The sequence below is a fragment of the Pelagibius litoralis genome (assembly GCF_011683915.1).
Taxonomy (GTDB): Bacteria; Pseudomonadota; Alphaproteobacteria; order Kiloniellales; family Kiloniellaceae; genus Pelagibius; species Pelagibius litoralis.
The window spans coordinates 1-18,808 of sequence record NZ_JAAQPH010000032.1 but is presented as its reverse complement, the minus strand read 5'-3'; the positions used below and the strand labels follow the sequence as shown (position 1 = coordinate 18,808).

Annotated in this window: 22 protein-coding genes and 1 pseudogene; 17 read left to right on the top strand and 6 right to left on the bottom strand. The window is 59.1% G+C overall.

Translation table 11 applies throughout. The features are described from left to right. Positions 1 to 12: 12 nt before the first annotated feature. Positions 13 to 549, top strand: a complete 537-nt coding sequence (locus tag HBA54_RS26190; RefSeq protein WP_167230798.1) for a cytochrome b — start codon at positions 13 to 15, stop codon at positions 547 to 549. A gap of 176 nt (positions 550 to 725) precedes the next feature. Continuing rightward, complete coding sequence (locus HBA54_RS26185) at positions 726 to 1,511, top strand: FkbM family methyltransferase (RefSeq protein WP_205944933.1); 786 nt, start codon at positions 726 to 728, stop codon at positions 1,509 to 1,511. A gap of 99 nt (positions 1,512 to 1,610) precedes the next feature. Here the strand turns inward: HBA54_RS26185 and HBA54_RS26180 are convergent. Together HBA54_RS26180 and HBA54_RS26175 are read right to left on the bottom strand one after the other, a co-directional pair. Next, positions 1,611 to 2,037 (bottom strand): annotated as a pseudogene (locus HBA54_RS26180) (transposase family protein). Positions 2,038 to 2,172: 135 nt separating this feature from the next. Continuing rightward, positions 2,173 to 2,505, bottom strand: a complete 333-nt coding sequence (locus HBA54_RS26175; protein WP_167230795.1) for a hypothetical protein — start codon at positions 2,503 to 2,505, stop codon at positions 2,173 to 2,175. On the opposite strand from HBA54_RS26175, the gene HBA54_RS26170 reads away from it, so the two are divergent. The 14 genes from HBA54_RS26170 to HBA54_RS26105 all read left to right on the top strand — a co-directional run bounded on the left by HBA54_RS26170 (position 2,426) and on the right by HBA54_RS26105 (position 15,669). Further along, complete coding sequence (locus HBA54_RS26170) at positions 2,426 to 3,016, top strand: tripartite tricarboxylate transporter permease (protein ID WP_205944932.1); 591 nt, start codon at positions 2,426 to 2,428, stop codon at positions 3,014 to 3,016. The genes HBA54_RS26175 and HBA54_RS26170 overlap by 80 nt on opposite strands. A 3-nt stretch (positions 3,017 to 3,019) precedes the next feature. Then, positions 3,020 to 4,195: an L-rhamnonate dehydratase gene (locus HBA54_RS26165; protein ID WP_167230792.1), complete on the top strand. Its 1,176-nt coding sequence runs from the start codon at positions 3,020 to 3,022 to the stop codon at positions 4,193 to 4,195. Continuing rightward, positions 4,192 to 5,103, top strand: coding sequence for a dihydrodipicolinate synthase family protein (locus HBA54_RS26160; protein WP_167230789.1), 912 nt, complete (start codon positions 4,192 to 4,194; stop codon positions 5,101 to 5,103). The genes HBA54_RS26165 and HBA54_RS26160 overlap by 4 nt, the downstream gene beginning before the upstream one ends. Position 5,104: 1 nt before the next feature. After that, on the top strand, positions 5,105 to 5,818 hold the full coding sequence (locus HBA54_RS26155; protein WP_167230786.1) for a GntR family transcriptional regulator: 714 nt from the start codon (positions 5,105 to 5,107) through the stop codon (positions 5,816 to 5,818). Further along, entirely contained in the window at positions 5,818 to 6,819 is a 1,002-nt protein-coding gene (locus tag HBA54_RS26150) for a 4-hydroxythreonine-4-phosphate dehydrogenase PdxA (protein ID WP_167230783.1), read from the top strand. The genes HBA54_RS26155 and HBA54_RS26150 overlap by 1 nt, the downstream gene beginning before the upstream one ends. Before the next feature lie 40 nt (positions 6,820 to 6,859). Continuing rightward, positions 6,860 to 8,365 (top strand): aldehyde dehydrogenase (NADP(+)), encoded by a 1,506-nt coding sequence (locus HBA54_RS26145; protein ID WP_167230780.1) that lies wholly within the window; start codon positions 6,860 to 6,862, stop codon positions 8,363 to 8,365. Between the two features lie 66 nt (positions 8,366 to 8,431). Further along, positions 8,432 to 9,394 (top strand): Bug family tripartite tricarboxylate transporter substrate binding protein, encoded by a 963-nt coding sequence (locus HBA54_RS26140; RefSeq protein WP_167230777.1) that lies wholly within the window; start codon positions 8,432 to 8,434, stop codon positions 9,392 to 9,394. Between the two features lie 48 nt (positions 9,395 to 9,442). Then, positions 9,443 to 9,901 carry a tripartite tricarboxylate transporter TctB family protein gene (locus HBA54_RS26135; protein ID WP_167230774.1) on the top strand — a complete coding sequence of 153 codons (459 nt, stop codon included), beginning with the start codon at positions 9,443 to 9,445 and terminating at the stop codon, positions 9,899 to 9,901. Next, positions 9,898 to 11,370 carry a tripartite tricarboxylate transporter permease gene (locus HBA54_RS26130; RefSeq protein ID WP_167230771.1) on the top strand — a complete coding sequence of 491 codons (1,473 nt, stop codon included), beginning with the start codon at positions 9,898 to 9,900 and terminating at the stop codon, positions 11,368 to 11,370. The genes HBA54_RS26135 and HBA54_RS26130 overlap by 4 nt, the downstream gene beginning before the upstream one ends. Further along, a complete protein-coding gene (locus tag HBA54_RS26125; RefSeq protein WP_167230768.1) occupies positions 11,367 to 12,260 on the top strand; it encodes an amidohydrolase family protein in 894 nt (297 codons plus the stop codon). The genes HBA54_RS26130 and HBA54_RS26125 overlap by 4 nt, the downstream gene beginning before the upstream one ends. 18 nt (positions 12,261 to 12,278) lie before the next feature. Next, positions 12,279 to 13,268 (top strand): DctP family TRAP transporter solute-binding subunit, encoded by a 990-nt coding sequence (locus HBA54_RS26120; protein ID WP_167230765.1) that lies wholly within the window; start codon positions 12,279 to 12,281, stop codon positions 13,266 to 13,268. After that, complete coding sequence (locus tag HBA54_RS26115) at positions 13,269 to 13,721, top strand: TRAP transporter small permease (RefSeq protein WP_167230762.1); 453 nt, start codon at positions 13,269 to 13,271, stop codon at positions 13,719 to 13,721. Continuing rightward, entirely contained in the window at positions 13,718 to 15,004 is a 1,287-nt protein-coding gene (locus HBA54_RS26110; protein WP_167230760.1) for a TRAP transporter large permease, read from the top strand. The genes HBA54_RS26115 and HBA54_RS26110 overlap by 4 nt, the downstream gene beginning before the upstream one ends. 2 nt (positions 15,005 to 15,006) lie before the next feature. Next, a complete protein-coding gene (locus tag HBA54_RS26105) occupies positions 15,007 to 15,669 on the top strand; it encodes a cyclase family protein (protein WP_167230757.1) in 663 nt (220 codons plus the stop codon). Here the strand turns inward: HBA54_RS26105 and HBA54_RS29970 are convergent. From HBA54_RS29970 to HBA54_RS29545, 4 genes are all read right to left on the bottom strand, one after another. Beyond that, positions 15,594 to 16,052 carry a LysR family transcriptional regulator gene (locus tag HBA54_RS29970; RefSeq protein ID WP_367575721.1) on the bottom strand — a complete coding sequence of 153 codons (459 nt, stop codon included), beginning with the start codon at positions 16,050 to 16,052 and terminating at the stop codon, positions 15,594 to 15,596. The two genes, HBA54_RS26105 and HBA54_RS29970, sit on opposite strands and share 76 nt — an antisense overlap. A 232-nt stretch (positions 16,053 to 16,284) precedes the next feature. After that, a complete protein-coding gene (locus HBA54_RS26095) occupies positions 16,285 to 16,458 on the bottom strand; it encodes a hypothetical protein (protein ID WP_167230751.1) in 174 nt (57 codons plus the stop codon). A 192-nt stretch (positions 16,459 to 16,650) separates the two neighbouring features. Next, positions 16,651 to 17,148 (bottom strand): GNAT family N-acetyltransferase, encoded by a 498-nt coding sequence (locus HBA54_RS26090; RefSeq protein WP_167230748.1) that lies wholly within the window; start codon positions 17,146 to 17,148, stop codon positions 16,651 to 16,653. 351 nt (positions 17,149 to 17,499) lie between these two features. Further along, entirely contained in the window at positions 17,500 to 18,282 is a 783-nt protein-coding gene (locus tag HBA54_RS29545; protein ID WP_205944931.1) for an integrase core domain-containing protein, read from the bottom strand. Between the two features lie 337 nt (positions 18,283 to 18,619). Between HBA54_RS29545 and HBA54_RS28860 the strand changes: the two genes are divergently transcribed. After that, on the top strand, positions 18,620 to 18,808 hold a 189-nt coding region (locus tag HBA54_RS28860), incomplete at its 3' end, for a hypothetical protein (RefSeq protein WP_205944930.1).

Here is an 18,808-nt window from a genome sequence, read left to right as displayed (position 1 = left end):
AAAAGAAGGGCTATGCAGGGATACCGTACAACCGCCCGAAGTCTTCACTGGATCGTCGCGCTGGCTGTACTGGCCACGATACCGGTGGGTCAATGGATGACGACCGAAGGCCTGGAGCGGAGCCTTCAGGACAGCCTCTATATCTTCCACAAGAACGCGGGCGTCCTGATCCTGCTGGCTGTCGTCCTTCGGCTGGTCTATCGGGCTGTCTATCCGCCACCACCTCTGCCCGCGACTGTACCGGATTGGCAAAGGCGCGCTTCGGCGGTCTCCCATCTGACACTTTATGCGCTGCTGATCGTGATGGGTGTCTCCGGCTACATCCGGGTCAAGGCCGGGGGCTTCCCGATAGAGATGCTGGACGCTCTGCAGGTCCCGTCCCTCGTTCCCCGTTCCGACTCGCTTGCCGGAACGGCGAAGGCCGTTCACAGCTACGCGCGCCTAGTCTTGGTCGCCTTCATCGTTCTGCACATCGCAGCCGCGCTTTATCATGCGGTCTGGCTGAAAGACGGGGTCTTTTCCCGAATGTGGCCCCTGCGCGGGCGCTGAAAGGGCGTTGCAGCCCATAGCGAAAGTGCCATGAGGCGGGGAATTGGCTCTGTCGGCGAAAGGGGGGATGGTGCGCGGCTCTGCGCCAGCGCGATTATGTGCTCTTCTGCCACGGAGAGGCCTTTTGACCCGATTCTGAGGCCAGTACGGAACGGTCAGATACGCGAGGACCCGGGGTGAACAATCGAGTTGGGCTGAGAGATCTGAAAGGCGTCGCCCGTTCTCTCATAACATACCGGATGCGCCCGCTACACGGCCGGGGCCTTGACCGGATTTACCAGGCCTTCGTCGGTCCCGGCGACCTTGCGATCGACGTCGGCGCGCATGTCGGTGACCGGCTGGCGGCCTTTCGCCGACTCGGCGCCCGGGTCATCGCGATGGAGCCAAACGCCACGTTGTTTCGTGTTCTCGCGTGGTTGCACGGCCGGGACAGCGGCGTGACGCTCTTACCTGACGCCGCCGGCGCCCGATCCGGTCCAGGCGTACTGCATCTCAACCGCGCCAATCCGACAGTCTCCACCATGTCGGATTCATTCGTCGAGGCGGCACGGGCTACGGCGGGTTGGCGCAGTCAAGTCTGGAACGAGCCTGTGGCCGTATCGGTTTTGACCCTTGATGATGTCATTGCACGCCATGGGCCACCCGCATTCATCAAAATCGACGCAGAGGGCGTTGAGCCGGATATCTTAACGGGGCTGTCGCGGCTGCCTCCCGCTGTGTCGTTTGAGATCACCACGATGGCGCGCGCGGCCGGTCTTGCCGCGCTCGATCGTACCCTTGCGCTCGGATGCAATCGCTTCAAGTTTTCGCTTGGCGAGTCTCATCGCTTCCTTCAGCCGAATTGGATCGACGGTGCGGCCATGCGCTCATTCCTCACCGCTCTCCCGGAGCATACGAATTCAGGTGATGTCTATGGCGTCACCGATGACTGGACACCGCGCACCAGACCGAGTTCGGGCTGATCGCCATCGCCAAACGCCAGCCGAGATGGAAAGGCGCATGGCGGGGCACTGTCACATCTTCCCGAAGTGAATATAGGGGTTCGGGAGAGTAGGTCTGTGTCACGCAGTCTGGGTAGCGATCCGCCATTCGGTGAATGCCACATCTCGGAAGGTTTTGAGTGTGCGTCTGGAGATGAGGTGGCGTTGGAGGTTGAAGCAGTTGTAGACGACGGCGTGGGTAGAGAGAAATCGTTGCGTTGATCCTGGCCGCTTAAAGCCGATCCACGACCGCTCTCGCCGCCGCACCGGCTGATGGGAATTCTCAGCACGATTGTTCAGTTGGCCGGCGCCGGCGCAAATTCCTGGTGTAGGGCGTTCCGAGTTTCACGACCCAACGGCGGACGGTCTCGCAGCAGATGTCCAAGCCACGCTCAGCCAGCAAGTCTTCGACGTCCCTGAGACTCAAGTTGAACCGCAGATATAACCAGACGGCATAGCGGATGACACTCGGTGGAAAATGATGACGGGCATATGAAACCTTAGACATGAGACAACGCTAACGGGCTGTCATCGATCCGGCCAGCTCGTTCCTGTGACGCAGCTTCCAATTGTAATATCAATAGGAAAATCAATTATGGAGGTCAAATTATAATATTTGGTATTCCAAAATACAGAATATTGTTTATGATGGTGACAGGCGCTGAATGCGCGCATTATCCAAGGGAGGAAAATCAATGAAAAACTGTTTGCCATCGCGGCAGCTGCAGCAGTTGTAAGCGGTGATCCTGCCGCTGAGGAATATCCATCCAAAACCATCGAAGTGATTGCGCACGCCGGTAATGGCGGCGGCACGGATGTAACGACGCGGATGATGATGATCCGCGCGCGTCGAGAACTGGGTACCGATATGGTCGTCGTTAACAAACGCGCCCCTCATGGCACGCATGGAGTATAACTTCGCGCCACCCGAATACTTCGCGCTGACTGTCTTTGGCATTTCGATGCTGGCCACCATTGGCGATGGCACGCCTTTGAAGAACATCATCGCGGGGGCCTTCGGTGTCCTGTTGGCGACCGTTGGTAAGGACCTGCTGACCACGGTCGAGCGCTTTACCTTCGGCTTTAACGAGTTGTCCGAGGGCATCGGCTTCCTACCAGTGATGATTGGGATTTTCGGCATATCCGAGCTTTTGGTGCAGGCGGAACGGCTCAGCGTCGAGCGGCGTCAGGTCTCTATGAAAGCCATTAAGCTGCCCACGCGCGAGGAGTATGGCCGCGTGTGGAAGACCATTCTGCGCAGCTCTGGCTATTCGGTTGTACCGCTGGCTATTGGGCTGATCCTCGGCGGAATGCTCGAAAAGCGCCTCGGTCAGTCTTTGATCATGCTCGACGATCAACGGTGGTTGATGTTTGCCCGCCCACTGACACTTCTGTTCCTTGTGCTCACCATTCTTGCGCTGTTCGGGCCGTTGTTCTGGCGCCGTCTGTTCAAACAACGAGACCCCATGGTTTCCACTCGAGAGTAATTAATGACCAAGATCAAATCTATCCGCACCCGCGTTTGGAACTGGACCGGCCCGACTGTTCCTCCTCAGGGCAATTTCTGCACCAATGCCTCGGATGCGTTGTGGATCAAGGGCGACGCCATGGCTTCTTTCCGGTTTCACCAATGGCTGACTTGCGAGGTAGAGGCAGAAGACGGCACCATCGGCATCGGCAACGCGGCCCTGGCGCCCACGGTGGTCAAGCAGGCGATTGATGACTGGTACGCGCCCTTGGTGATCGGCGAAGATCCGTTCGACTACGCCTATATCTGGGAAAAGATGTATCGCCGGACCCATGCCTGGGGCCGCAAGGGCATCGGCATGACGGCTATCTCGGCTATCGACATCGCCATCTGGGACCTGATGGGCAAGCTGGTGAACAAACCAGTCTTCAAGCTTTTGGGCGGACGCACGAAAGAGAAGATCCCGGTCTATTACTCCAAGCTTTATGCCGACAGCATCGAGGCGATGCAGCGCGAGGCCGAAGATGCACAGAAGAACGGCTATCAGGCCTATAAGTCCCGGTTCGGCTTTGGCCCCAAAGATGGCATGTCGGGCATGCGCGAGAACCTCAAGCGGGTTGAAGCCCTGCGCGAGGTGTTGGGCTACGACGTGGACCTCATGCTCGAATGTTACATGGGCTGGACCCTGGATTATACCAAGCGGATGCTGCCGAAACTGATGAAGTTCGAACCCCGCTGGCTTGAGGAGCCGGTGATTGCCGATGATGTGGCGGGTTATGCAGAGCTGAATGCGATGGGCATCGTGCCGATCTCTGGCGGCGAGCATGAGTTCAGCGTCATGGGCTGCAATGAACTCATCCAGAAAAAGGCCGTCAGCATCCTGCAATACGATACCAACCGCGTGGGCGGGATCACAGCGGCACAAAAGATCAACGCCATTGCCGAGGCCGCGCAGATCCCTGTGATCCCCCATGCAGGCCAGATGCATAATTACCACCTCACCATGGCCAATACGAACTGCCCGATCAGCGAATACTTCCCCGTCTTCGACGTCGAGGTCGGCAATGAGCTGTTCTACTATATCTTCGAGGGCGACGCCGAGGCGGTGGACGGATATCTGCAACTGGATGACAACACGCCGGGTCTGGGCATCTCTATCACCGACAAGCACCTCCAGCATTTCGAGATCACCGAATGAGTACGTATTCCGGCATATGGCCCGTCGCCCCCACGCCCTTTAACGACGACGGCACGCTTGACCTTGAGGGTATGAAACGGGTGCTCGATTGCCTGATTGATCAAGGTGCCGATGGCATCTGCGTGCTTGCCAATTTTTCGGAACAGTTCCTGATATCGGATGCCGAACGCGAAGTGCTGGCGCAGCTGAGCGTGGAACATATTGCAGGCCGTGTGCCCGTGATCGTCACGATCAGCCACTACGCGACCCAGATCGCGGTGGAACGGGCGCGTTTTGCCAAGGATCTTGGTGCAGATATCGTGATGATGATGCCTCCCTATCACGGTGCGCTGCTCAAAGGCACGCCCGAGCAGAGCTTCGAACAATTTGCCGCCGTGGGAAAGGTGGGTATCCCGATCATGGTGCAGGACGCGCCGCTATCAGGCGTTGAGCTGCCTGTGCCGCTGTTGGTGCGGATGGCCAAGGAGATCGAGGCGGTGAAGCTCTTTAAGATCGAGTGCCCCCGCGCGGCTAACAAAATCCGTGCGTTGATCGAGCAGGGCGAGGACGCAATTGAAGCACCTTTCGACGGTGAGGAGGCGATCACGTTGCTTGCCGATCTCGACGCGGGTGCCACGGGCTCGATGACCAGCGGCATGATAGTCGATCAGATCAAGCCGGTTATTACGAAGTATCGCGCGGGTGATGTCTCGGGCGCCACGGAGGCCTACGGCCGAGTGGCAATGGCCGTCAACCATGAAAACCGGCAATGTGGCTGGCAATCTTGCAAGGCTGCAATGGTGGAAGGCGGCGTGATCAAATCCGAGTTCTGCCGCCACCCTATCCCACCCCTTCACCCGGCGATCCGCTCTCGGTTGATCGACCTTCTGCGGTCTCTGGATCCACTGGTACTGCGTTGGGGGACATAAGATGAGTGAGAGCGCCTGGACAAATGAACTGCGCGAATTTGTAGAGCTAAAACCGCGGCAGTCGCTCGCGATGGAGGCGGCGGATAACCTGCGCGAATTCATCATGCTGGGCAGGCTTGCACCGGGGATGTCGGTGCGCGAACGGGATCTGGCCGAGGCCTTTGGCATCAGCCGAACGCCCCTGAAAGAGGCATTGCGGATCCTCGAAACCGAAGGGCTGATCGTCTACGGCCCCACCCGCCGCCCACGCGTGGCCGACCCGTCGCTGGATGAAATTAACGATTGGCTGCGGGTCCAGGGCGCGTTGGAGGCTCTGGCGGGCGAACTGGCCTGCGCAGAGGCTACCGACGCGCAGCTGGCCAAGATCGAGGAAATCAATACATCGATCAAAGAGGCCCGGGACACGGACGGGCAGCTAGAGGCGTTCCGCATGGATATGCGTTTCCACGAGGCCATTGTGGCTGCGTCCGGGAATGAGGCTTTGGCCGAAACCCATGCGACCTACAATGCGCGCCTGTGGCGGGTGCGGTTTTTGTCATCCCAACGGATTGCCAGCCGCGATGCCACCCGGAGCGAACACCTGGACATCGTCGAGGCCCTCAAGGCCCGCGATGCCGCTGCCGCGCGGAAAGCGCTAAAGAGCCACCTACGCACGGCGGAGACCAATATCGCCGCCGCGATCACCGAGATTGAAACCGCCAAGGAAGCCGACTGATGCGTCCCAGACTTGCCATTGTCCCCGGTGACCCCTCCGGTATCGGGCCAGAACTGATTGCCAAGCTTTTGAATGAAGACAGTGTGCTTGAGGCCGCCGATATCCTGCTGGTGGGTGACGCGCATCTGTGGCAGCGCGGCGCTGAGCAGGCCGGGGTTGAGGTGCAGCTGAAAACGATCGGTGAGGCTGACGTTGGCGCGTTTGACGGTCTGGCGCATCTTGACCTTCAGACCATCGACGCGGGTGATGTGAAAGTCGCGGAGGTCACCATGGCAGGTGGCAACACGTCGCTGCGCTGTCTGGATAAAGCTCTCGATCTCGCACAAGCGGGCCATGTGGACGGCGTGCTGTTTGCGCCCTTCAACAAGGCCGCCATGACCTCCGCCGGGCTCAACGCCGAGGATGAGCACCGCTATATGGCGCGCTACTTGGGCTTTGAGGGCTATCATTCGGAAATCAACGTGCTTGATGACCTCATGACCACCCGCGTCACAAGTCACATCGGCCTGAAGGACGTGGCCACCAACATCGATGGCCCCGGCATCCTGCGCGCCGTTGAGTTGGCCCATGACACACTGGCACGCTCCGGCAAGATGCGGCCCCATGTGGCGGTCGCAGCCCTGAACCCCCATGCGGGCGACAATGGCAAGTTCGGACGCGAGGAAATCGACGTGATCGAACCCGTCGTCAAAGCCTTCCAGAAAAAGCAGATGAATGTGACGGGCCCCTGGCCATCAGACACGGTGTTCCTGAAGGCCATGCGAGGCGAGGTCGACGCCGTGGTGACCATGTATCATGACCAGGGTCAGATCGCGATCAAACTGATGGGCTTTGAACGTGGCGTGACGGTGGTGGGCGGCCTGCCGATCCCTGTGGCCACACCTGCCCATGGAACGGCTTTTGATATCGCGGGCCAAGGCATCGCCAATGTCGGCGCAACCCGGCAGGCCTTCGAGCTGTTGGTGCGCATGGCCCAAAACGCAAAGAACGAGGCGGCGTGACGTCGCCATAGATTGACATCGGACAACGGGATTACCCAAGGTGAGCTTTATACCGCACGGAAAACACCTGGTTGCCGGCGATTGGGTCGCGGCTGATCAGACCTTTACCTCTGAGCCTGCGCATGGTTCCGCCCACGCCTTTTGCATCGGCACGACCGACCTGGTCAGCCGGGCTTGCGAGGCCGCTGAGGTGGCATTCGAGACCTATGGCTGCGGCACCCGCGAGAGCCGCGCGGCCTTCCTCAACGCAATCGCGGATGAGATCGAGGCCCGCGGCGACGCCATCACCGAGATTGGCACGCAAGAGACCGGTTTGCCCGCGGCGCGGCTTCAGGGCGAACGCGGGCGGACAATGGGGCAATTGCGCCTCTTTGCCGAGCATATCCTGAAGGGTGACTATCTGGACCGCCGCCATGATGCTCCCTTGCCCGACCGCGCGCCGCTGCCACGGCCGGACCTCAAGATGATCCAGCGGCCCATCGGCCCCGTTGCGGTCTTTGGGGCCTCCAACTTTCCGCTGGCCTTTTCGACCGCAGGCGGTGACACGGCGGCAGCATTGGCCGCAGGTTGCCCCGTGGTGGTGAAAGGCCATTCTGCCCATCCCGGCACGGGCGAGATCGTGGCCGAGGCCATTTACGCGGCGATCCAGAAAACCGGCATGCCCGCAGGCACATTCAGCCTCATCCAAGGCGGCAAACGCGACGTGGGCACCGCACTGGTGCAGCACCCGCTGATCCGCGCCGTGGGCTTTACAGGCTCACTCGCTGGCGGGCGCGCCTTGTTTGACCTCTGTGCTGCGCGGCCCGAGCCGATCCCCTTCTTTGGCGAGCTTGGCTCCGTCAACCCGATGTTCCTCCTGCCGGCGGCCACGAAGGCTCGTGGTGCCGAGATTGGCATCGGTTGGGCCGGCTCGCTCACCATGGGCGCGGGGCAGTTCTGCACAAACCCCGGCATCGCCGTGGTCCTGCCCGGTGCAGAAGGTTTTGTCAGCGCAGCCAAATCCGCTTTGAAAGATGCAAGCGCGCAGACCATGCTGACCGACGGCATTGCCGACGCCTATCGCAGCGGTGTGGCTCGTGTGGCAGATGGCGCGGGCGTGAGCGAGTTACTGGGCACGGCTCGCGACGGTCGCGAGGCCAAGCCCTACCTCTATCAGATCTCGGCCACGGACTGGCTGGCCAATCACGACCTGCAAGAAGAGGTGTTTGGCCCCTTAGGCATCGTCGTCGTGGCCGAAAACCTTGACGAAATGGCCGACATCGCGCGCGCCATCCAGGGGCAGCTGACCTGCACGCTCCACATGGATGAGGACGACACGGGCGCGGCCCAAGCCCTGATGCCGCTGATCGAGCGCAAGGCAGGCCGCGTCTTGGTCAATGGTTTTCCAACGGGCGTCGAGGTCTCCGACACGATGGTCCATGGCGGGCCTTATCCAGCCTCGACCAATTTTGGTGCCACTTCGGTTGGCACTTTGTCCATCCGGCGCTTCTTGCGCCCTGTCTGCTACCAAAACGTCCCAGACGCGCTTTTGCCCGAGACGTTCTGAGAAAATCCGTGCCCGGTCGCCACGCCGAGTGCGGTTATTACGCAAACAGTGGCATGGGAGGATGAAATGACATCGTTAAAGTTCACTTTTGCCGCCGGACTGACGGCACTTGCAACCCTTGTCGCGGCGCCCGCGCTGGCAGAATACCCCGAGCGTCCCGTCACAATCATCGTGCCTTGGGGCGCAGGCGGCGGCACCGACACCATCATCCGTATATTTGCCGTTGGATTCGAAAAAGAGCTGGGCCAGCCCATCAATGTTATCAACCGCACCGGCGGCTCCGGCGTTGTAGGGCATTCGGCCATTGCCAACAGCACAGCTGATGGCTACACGCTGGGCGCTTGCACGTCTGAAATCACCTATTTCGAGACCGTCGGTTTGGCAGATATTAATCCAGCCAGTTACGATCTGATCTCACGACTTGCAACGATCCCGGCTGGCGTGACGGTCGCGGCCGACAGTCCTTATGGGTCCATTCAAGAGGTGGTTGAAGCCGCCAAGTCAGGTGAGTTGTCATCGTCCGGCTCGGGGCTTGGGGGGCCATGGCACATGGCGGTTGCCGGCATGATGAAAACGGCAGGTGCTTCGGCAGACACGGTCAAGTTCATTCCATCAAAGGGCGGCGCCCCGGCGCTACAGGATTTGGTGTCTGGCGGTATCAGCATGTTCACTGGATCGCCTATTGAAGCCCGCGCGCTTGCAGATGCTGGAGAAGTTAAGATCCTCGGCATCATGGCTGATGAGCGCTCCCCTGCGTTCCCTGACGTGCCGACGCTGAAGGAAAGCGGCGTGGATTGGTCGCTGACGAACTGGTTCTCGCTCTGTGCGCCGTCGGGGCTTCCAGAGGACATCAAGGCCAAGATTGAAACTGCAGCTGAAGCGGCACATGGATCGGCTGCAGTTCAGGACGCCTTAGCGCAGCGCGGAATCACCCCGCTGTTCGACGGATCCGAGGCGTTCTCCGCCTTCGCCGCAGAGTTTTCCGGCGCGGCCAAAGAACTGCTGACAGATCTTGGTATCGCCAAGTAACAGGCACGCTCGGGTCGGCCTGGTGTCGGCCCGAGCACGCAAAAAACCATGCAGTTTTCCAATCGCTTCATCGGCATCGTCGCTGTAGTTGGCGCAGTCGCTATCGTGTACGGCACCTTCGGGTTTCGCGCTGTGCCCGGCCAACAATTTGGCTCGGCATTCTTCCCGCACATCACGGCGGCTTGTCTGGCGCTCACAGGGCTTGCGATGATCCTAGGCCCCTCGACGAGGCCCTGGTTCACCCTGCCAGACTGGATGCGCTCGCGCCGCGGGCTCAGGGCCGCAGCGCTGCTCGCGGGCGGCATCGCCTGGGTTCTGCTTGGGCCATCTCTGGGATTTATCCTAACGACGTTCTTGCTCATTCTCGCACTGATTCTCTTGGCCGGTGGCCGGGTATTGATCGGGCTTGGCGTGGCGGTCGGGCTGACCCTTCTTCTGCACGTGATTTTCGGCGTGCTGCTTCGCATTCCGTTGCCGTTTGGTGTTGTGGAGGGATGGCTCATATGAGCGTCTTCGCCGAAGCGCTGGCTCTGGTCTTTCAGCCCGATGTGCTGGGTACCGTGATTGTCGCGAGCCTTCTGGGACTGACCATCGGCGCTATTCCGGGTCTGACGGCGGTGATGGGTGTCGCGCTGTTGATCCCGATCACCTTTTTCATGGACCCGGTGCCTGCGATTTCCGCCATCGCCGCGCTCGCGGCCATGGCGATCTTTGCAGGCGACATTCCCGGTGCCCTGTTGCGAATTCCGGGCACTCCAGCTTCGGCTGCCTATGTGCAAGATGCGCATGCCATGGCGAAGGCGGGCCGCCCGGAGCGCGCTCTTGGGCTGTCTATGGCGGCGGCCTGTGTCGGCGGCGTGATTGGGGTGATCCTACTGATGGTTGCCGCGCCGCTGTTGGCGAAATTTGCGACCAACTTCTCATCCGTAGAGTATTTCTGGCTGGCCCTTCTTGGTCTGAGCTGCGCCGCCGTCATCTCGACCGGAGCACCGCTGAAGGGCGTGCTCTCGCTGCTATTCGGCCTATGGGTGGCCTCTATCGGCATCGACGAGGTTGCGGGCCAACCCCGATTTACCTTCGGCTCGACCGAACTAATGGGCGGTGTCAGCTTCATCCCGGCAATGATCGGCATGTTCGCCATCCCGGAGATCTTGCGCAATATCACCCAAACCCAGGCCAAGATCACACCGCCCAATATGGGTCCGGTCTTTCAGGGCCTCGGTGCCAATCTTATGCGACGCAAAACCAACCTGCTGCGAGGCAGCCTCACGGGTTCAATGATCGGTGCGCTGCCAGGTGCGGGCGCTGATATCGCCGCATGGGTCGCCTATGCGGTGGCCAAGCGCAGATCGAAAACGCCCGAGAAATTCGGCGAGGGCCATGACGAAGGCATTGTCGAGGCGGGCGCCGCCAACAATGGCGCGCTTTCCAGTGCTTGGGTGCCGACGCTGGTCTTTGGCATCCCCGGCGACAGCATCACGGCCATTGTCATCGGTGTACTCTACCTCAAAGGGCTTGAGCCTGGCCCGATCATTTTCACAAAAACGCCCGAGCTGGTATACGCGATCTTCATCGCGTTCTTTCTGGCCAACCTGCTGCTTATCCCCTTTGGCTGGCTCATTATCCGTATCTCGCGCCACTTGCTCACGATCAAGCCTGCCTACTACCTGCCCGTGGTGTTTGCCTGCTGCATTGTCGGCAGCTTTGCGATCAACAACACCGCTTTTAGTGTCGTCGTGATGCTGGTTTTCGGGCTGGTCGGGTGGCTGTTCGAGGAAAACGGCATCCCGGTGGCCCCTGCCATTCTCGGCATCGTTCTGGGGGGCATGCTTGAGTTCAATTTCGTCACCTCAATGCTCAAATCTGACGGCAACCTGCTGATCTTTGTCTCTCGCCCGATTGCCGCTGCGTTGGCGTTGACGGTGCTTGCCGTTTGGGTCTGGCCAGTTGTGAAACACGCGCGGAGCCGCATGTGAAACTGATCGACGCTCATCACCATTTCTGGGACCCGGTCCGCAACTACCACCCCTGGCTGCGGAACGAGCCGATGATCCCCTTCCGCTACGGGGATTATTCGACCATCCGCAGCCGCTTCATGGCTGAGGAGTACGATCAAGCGTCCCAAGGCTGGGATGTCGTGGCCAGTGTTACAATGGAGGGGGAGTGGGACCCCGCCGATCCAACCGGTGAGGCGCTCTGGATGCAGGGTGTCGCGGACGCTTCCGATCGCCCCGCAGCCCATGTGGCCCAAGCCTGGCTGGACCGCGATGACCTGAGCGCTGTGATCGATGTGATTGCGGAGCTTCCCATTGTCAGATCCGTCCGCCACAAACCCCGCGCCAATGCCGCGCCCGGGGGCGCACCCGGAGGGATGAGCGACCCGGCCTATCGTCGGGGCTTCAAGGCCCTGGCCGAGGCGGGGCTGATGTTCGATCTGCAGACGCCTTGGTGGCACCTGAGCGAGGTGCCCGCGATGGCCGAACTGGCCCCGGATGTGCCGATCATTCTAAACCACACCGGCCTGCCATCGGACCGTTCCCCCGAAGGGCTGGCGGGATGGCGCGCGGCGATGGAGGCGTTTGCCCGGATGCCCCAGGCCGTCGTCAAGATCTCGGGTCTTGGCCTGCCTTGCCGCTCATGGAGTATCGAGGACAATCGCGACATCATTCGCCAGGCAATCGATATTTTTTCACCCGACCGCGCCATGTTCGCCTCCAACTTTCCGGTGGACGGGCTGTGTGGGTCCTTTGACACAATCATTTCCGGGTTCGATGTCGCCACACAAAGTTACGGCGATTCCGAGCGTGACGCGCTGTTTGTCGGCACAGCGGCACGCATCTACGGCATCGAAGCGGTGCCAAAATAACTATCAGTGGAGGACAAAATGAAACGACGTACGATTTTGAAAACCCTGGGGCTTGCGCTGGCTGGCATGGCCGTTGCTGGCACAGCATTTGCGCAAGAGGCCACTTTGCGCTTTGGTCACTATGCCAAACCTGGCGACACAGCGTATCTGGCGGCCGAACACTTCAAGTTTACCGTCGAAAATATGACGGGTGGCGAGGTTGAGATTTCGCTGCACCCCGCAGGCGAGCTCGGCAACTCCCCAACCATGCTGGAAGGGGCGCGTTTGGGTTCCATTGACCTTGTGCTGGTGGGCAACCCCTACTTCACAGCCTTCGCCCCGCAGGTGAACCTGCTTGATCTGCCGTTTCTCTTCCAGTCGGCGGAACATGCATATGCGGTGATGGATGGCGAAGTGGGCGATGCGCTGATGACGTCGATCAACCAGTCGAACCTGCAAGGACTGGCGTTTTGGGAGATCGGCTTCCGCAACCTGACCAATAACGTCCGCGCGGTCTCATCTCCGGCGGACTTGACTGGGCTTAAACTGCGTACAACGCCCAATCCAGCTCACCTGGAGGCGTTCCAGATCCTTGGTGCCAATCCAGCGCCGATGCCGTTCTCCGAAGTCTATTCGGCGTTGCAGACCGGCACGATCGACGGGCAGGAAAATCCGGTCAACCACATCTACGCCTCCAAACTGCATGAGGTGCAAAAGCACCTTTCGCTGACGGCTCATGCCTATACGGCGGCGCCGCTGGTGGCGAACTACGGTCGGTTCGCGAGGCTCAAGCCCGAGTACCAGCAAGCGCTGCGTGTCGCGGCCAAACTATCTGCGTCCTACGAGCGCGCGCTGAACGCGGCCAAAGAGGAGGGAAGCCTGCAAGCGATGATCGACGCCGGTGTTGAGGTCGTCAAAGAGCCGGACGTGTCGGCTTTCCGCGACGCGGTCGCCAATCAAACGCGCGTGGCCTACGTCGAGAAATTCGGCAACGAATTGCTACAAAAGGTCGATGCGTTGGCCAAGTAAGTGACAAGGTTTGTAAACTTGGTGGTGCGCCTGTGGCGCATCACCGTGGGCGGGCTGATGCTGGCGGTCGTGGTGCTGACCGTTAGCCAAGTCTTTGCCCGCTATGTCCTGAACAGTTCGATCATCTGGGCAGAAGAGGCAAACCGGCTGCTCTATGTCTGGGTGATCCTTTTGGCTGCTGTTGGCGCGGATCATATGCGGATCGGGCTGATCGCGGACAAACCCCGCCTGCGCCCGGTTTTGGCGCAGTTTGGCGTGATCGCCGGAATCGCTGCACTCGGGCTGGTTGTGTGGGGGGGCTGGACGTTGAATGCGGTCTTCTCGTCGGACCGCTACGTTACACTCGGCCTCTCGAAGTCATGGTATTTCTCTGCCGCGCTCATTGCCGGTGTCGCCTGGGCGATCGTTCTGATCTGGCGCAACTTCAGCCTTCAGGAGGACCCCAAGGCATGACCCTGTTGGTTCTGCTTGGTACGATGATCGGGCTGTCGCTTCTGGGCGTGCATCTGGTCTTTGCGATCCTGCTGTCGTCGACGCTGGCTCTTCTCATCTACCGTGACTACATCCCGCTCGAAATCATCGCGCAGCTGTTTTTGTCCGGGATCGACAATTTCCTGCTTCTGGCGGTCGGCTTCTTCTTTCTGGCCGGAGAACTGATGAACCGTGGTGGTGTGACGCGCAGGATCGTTGAGTTTGCCGAGGCCTGTGTCGGCCATATCAGAGGCGGGCTTGGCCATGTCAACGTTGCCTCCTCCGTGTTTTTCTCAGGCATTTCCGGCTCAGCCGTCGCCGATACCGCTGCGATCGGCTCGGTGATGGTTCCGGCCATGGAAAAGGCCGGTTTTTCGCGGGGCTTCGCGGCTGCCGTGACGCAGAGCTCTAGCGTCATTGGCCCGATCATACCGCCATCCATCCCGATGATCGTCTATGCGGTTCTGGCCCAGCAATCGGTCGGGAAAATGTTTCTGGCGGGCGTTCTTCCGGGGCTGCTGGTGGCGCTCTGCCTGATGGTCATGGTCTACGTCGTGGCGCTCAGGCGGGGCTATCCGGCTGGGCGGTGGCAGGGGGTCGGTGCAATCCTGCGCGCCGGTGCTTCGGCGCTGGTCGCACTGGCGACGCCGGTGATCATCGTCGGCGGCATTTTGGGCGGCGTCATGACCGCAACCGAGGCGGGCGCAGTCGCCGTGGCCTACGCCTTTGTGATCGGCAAGTTCTGGTTTCGCGAACTCACTTGGGCCGGATGCGGCGAAGCTTTGGTTGCTGCCGCCAAAGGCAGCGCAACCGTCTTGGTCATCGTGGGTGCCTCTTCGGTCTTTGCGTGGATCGTGGCTGACCTGAAAGTCTCCACCACGGCTGCCGAGCTTATCTTTTCGATCAGCCGCGATCCCTTCTGGGTACTTGTGATGGCCATGATCTTTGTGCTGCTGATTGGTCTGTTCATGGACCCGCTTGCAGGGCTCGTGGTGACTGTCCCGGTTCTGTTGCCAGTGATGCAGGACATTGGCGTTGATCCCATCCATTTCGGCGTTCTGATCGTGCTGAATTTGATGATCGGGCTGACCACGCCGCCTGTTGGCTATCTGATCTATCTGTCGGCCTACATTGCGAAGGAAAGCCCAGAGGTGGTGATCCGGGAAAGCCTGCCTTTTCTCGCCGCGCTCTTCGCTGCCCTGATCTTGTGCCTTTGCTTTCCGGCCCTCGTTTTGACTTTGCCGCAGCTATATTCGGGAGGATGACCGTGATCTATGATCTGACCATGCCTTTGGAGAGCGGTCATTTTCGTTGGCCGCTTCAGCGAGACAAGAAAGGTGATTTCACCGCGGGCGATATCTTTGAAGTCACCTCTTTCGGCATCTCGTGTCACGCTTTCACACATCTCGATGCGCCATGCCACATGGTCCCGGGTGGGCCAACAACGGATGCGTTGGATCTGTCGCGAGTGATGGGAAAAGCTGCGGTGATCGACCTGTCGGATGTCGCCCCAAACGAAGAAATCACAGCCAGTCATCTGGACCGCACCGCGGGGCATCTAGCGTCCGGGCAGATCGCGCTTTTTCGCACCTGTTGGGATGCGCAAAAGGATTGGCGCACGCCGCAATATTGGCGTGACGCGCCGTATCTGTCCGCCGAAGCTTGCCTGTGGTTGCAGGACCGACAACCAACCTCTGTCGCCTTTGACTTCCCGCAAGATCACACGATCCGCCGGGTGCTTGATGGTGAGATGCCACCGATCGAAGAGCACGTTTCTCACGATATTTTGCTGCGAGGTGGGATCACGCTGATCGAATACCTGATTGGCACATCGCAACTCACAGCAAAGACCGTTCAATTCGCTGCTCTGCCTCTTAAGTTGCTCGCCAGTGACGGGGCCCCAGCGCGTGTCGTCGCCTGGGATACTTGAACGCGGTGGAGAGAAAAAAAACCGGCTGCGGCCCTGAAGGTCAATTCCACCTGAGGATGGCTGGATTTATAGGCCAAGAGAACTTCTCGGAACGCACCGTAAGAAAGCGAAGCGATCAGACCGATTTTCAATCGTCCGTTTCTGCCCCTACCAGCAGTGTGTGCCGCATCAATGGCTAAAGATCGAGCTCGCTGCGCGAAGGACCATCCTGCATAGGTCAATCGAGCGCCAGTCGTTCGGCGCTCGAACAATGATACGCCGAGCGCTTCCTCAAGCTTCTGAATGCGCCGTGTTACGGCGGACTGCCCAATGTTCAAGCATTTCGCGGCTCGTCGGAAGCTTCCAGCTTCAGCAACACCCAACATGATCTGGATATCTCGCATTTCGAGTTCCGTCGCTTTCTGAGACAGCTGCATCGCCATCACAGTTCACTCGCTCAATCATCTTGTTGTTGGTGTTGGTTTCGGATGGCTAGCCGTAGCAAACCCTGACATAATTTTTTTGGCTTCGCACAGACACCAGTCGTCGAAGAAGTAACATGCCTGCTCTTTCATGAGTAAGGTCCAATATCTGATAAAATCTGGTCATCGGCAGCGACCTGGGCTTTTCTCAGCCTTAAATCCACTGTTCTGAAGCGACATCTGCTGTCGCCATAGCGCCACCCGCAAGCGTCCCAATGTCAGATACATGTCCCAAAACAACAAAATCCAAGATCGTGGAGACGGATGCCACTAGGAACAGGAAGCTTGCTGCGCGCGCCGCACCGAATCCGATTTGCCAATCTTGCATGAGGTGGCATCCTGGAATGGGGGATGCAGTCACGGCTCTCGCCTCGTGCAAGGAGACTTTACAAAGCGATACCGCTTCACAAGAAGACAAAGCGCTAGCCCTAGCCGAACTAACTAATGAGCACCAAAGCGGACACTCTTGCTGACCACTTCGAGGCAAGAATGATACACCGGAGAGGTGCTATAAGCCTCCTCAGAGCATTCTACAAAGTAGGAGAGATGGAATGCTCGTCTCAAAACCTGCCTTTAGATAGGCCCGACGGGCCGGCTTGTGGCTCGCATCGCCGCCGGTACCCACAGTCGCAACCGACATGCCTTCCTCTTTCATTTTTGCCAGTACGTATTCGTACAAAGCGGTTCCGACGTTCCGGCCTTGGTAATCTGGATGAACGGCATTGAGACCAATTTGCCCAACTTTGCGTTTAGGGTCGATTGTGTAGCCACAACAGCCGATGACTTGGCTGTCAGCTGTGGCGATATAAACGTGATGCCGGGATCCTGTCTGACACATTTCATCAAGGTGTGCGCCCTGATCAGTTTCAGCTTCGGCATACGTAAATTGGGCGATGTCTTCGCCCACGATCGCTCGGAAAGATCTAAACACGGGCACAAATGCCGCTTCGCGCACCTCATGCAAGATTGGCAAATCGGTTTCCGTGAAGGGACGAATTTCAAAGTTAAGTTTGCTCATGGAATCCTCTTACGGATGAGCTTGGCCACAAATGAGTATTCTCAAAGCCAAGGCATTGAAGAGTTGAGCGGTTGAGTTTTCGACCTAGCATGCTGGTTCGACTAACAGTCGAAGCAAGTCTTTGATTTGGTATTAGCAACTTCTGATGCCTAGATGGTTCTATCGATCTTAGCACACAAGGAACGAACCCACCTTCCGCAGGGCTTCCTCAGGCATGCATAAGAAAGATCAACCGCTCTAATGAATGGTCAATTCAGACAGTCAGCTAAACCAACATTTCGATATCCTTCAAATAGGTTTGAGAAGGGTTACAGATGAACGATGACCCGCCCCCACGGATGGTGCCACGCCTTAGTTTAGACTCTTAGTCGCTTGGTGAAAGCGGCGATCTGGCTGGAGCCCATCGATAGCGTAGGCCAGATCGACGCGATTCTGCCGGATGGTATCGGGTGCCGGTGGCCTGTAGCCGAGGGCACTATGCGGTCTGACGGTGTTGTAGTGTTTGCGCCAATGTTCGATTAACACCTTGGCTTCCTTGATAGTGTAGAAGATCTCGCCGTTGAGCAGCTCATCTCGGAGCTTCCCATTGAAGCTCTCGTTGTAGCCGTTCTCCCAGGGGCTCCCTGGCTCGATATAGAGGGTCTTCACGCCGATCCTGGAGAGCCAGTCTCGGACAGCCTTGGCGGTGAACTCCGAGCCATTGTCCGAGCGAATGTGATCGGGCGGGCCATGGCGGACAAAGAGAAGGGCCAGAAGGCGCGCATCCCGTGTCGCTACCATTGCCGAAGTGACCGCGCCACGGCTGACCCCATAGAGGGCAATACGGTTGCGATCAACCGACGGCAGATCCCACAGATGTGCAATGGCTCTCTCCACGGCGGCTTGCGTTCGCGGCCCGACAAAATCAGGAAGTCCGGAAGACCCGCCATAGCCCGGCATGGATACGGCCGCCGCAACATAGCCACGCTTGGCCATATCTGCGAGGCGTCCCTCATCGGTGGTTGCAAGCCGAGGCCTATCTTCGAGCTTCACGAAGACACGAGCACCAGGGCGGCCTCCGACTTGATGGCCATGGACGAACAGGATGGCAGGCCAGGGTCCCTCCCCTTTTGGGGTGGCGATAAATAACTCCACCTGGGCCTGCTCAGTACTAGTACTTTGAAGAAAAAGGCGTTCTTGACCGATGGCAGGCTACGAAAAAAGACCAGCGAAGAAAAAGGCCGCACACAAAATCGGTGATGGTGGAACGGCCCAACCCGGCGACCGCGGCGAGGTCTTCCTTGGGACAAGTCGAGCAGATTGCGCCCTGCCTAGCCGAAGTCGGGAGATACCCGAAATGGATCGCCTTGGGCTAAGGCTCTGGGTCTCGGATCGGCCAGGACCGGTCATTCGTCGGGTTTGCAGCGAATGGCCGGTTTGAGCCCACCGCCCATCAGCGACATTCGAACAGGATGCAGCGAGAGGCACAGCCATGCAGGCGCAGCAAAACACCCAACCCAATGCGGCCGGCCCGGTCCAGGCGCAGCGGCAAAGCTTTCACAATGCGGGCATCCATCGTAGTGTCCAAGAGCGTACGGAACGCACCTCAAAGCCTTGGACACTTCTGTCCTCTGCTATGGGTTCGCCAAGTGTTGAGAAACCTGATGAGCAACACCTTCAG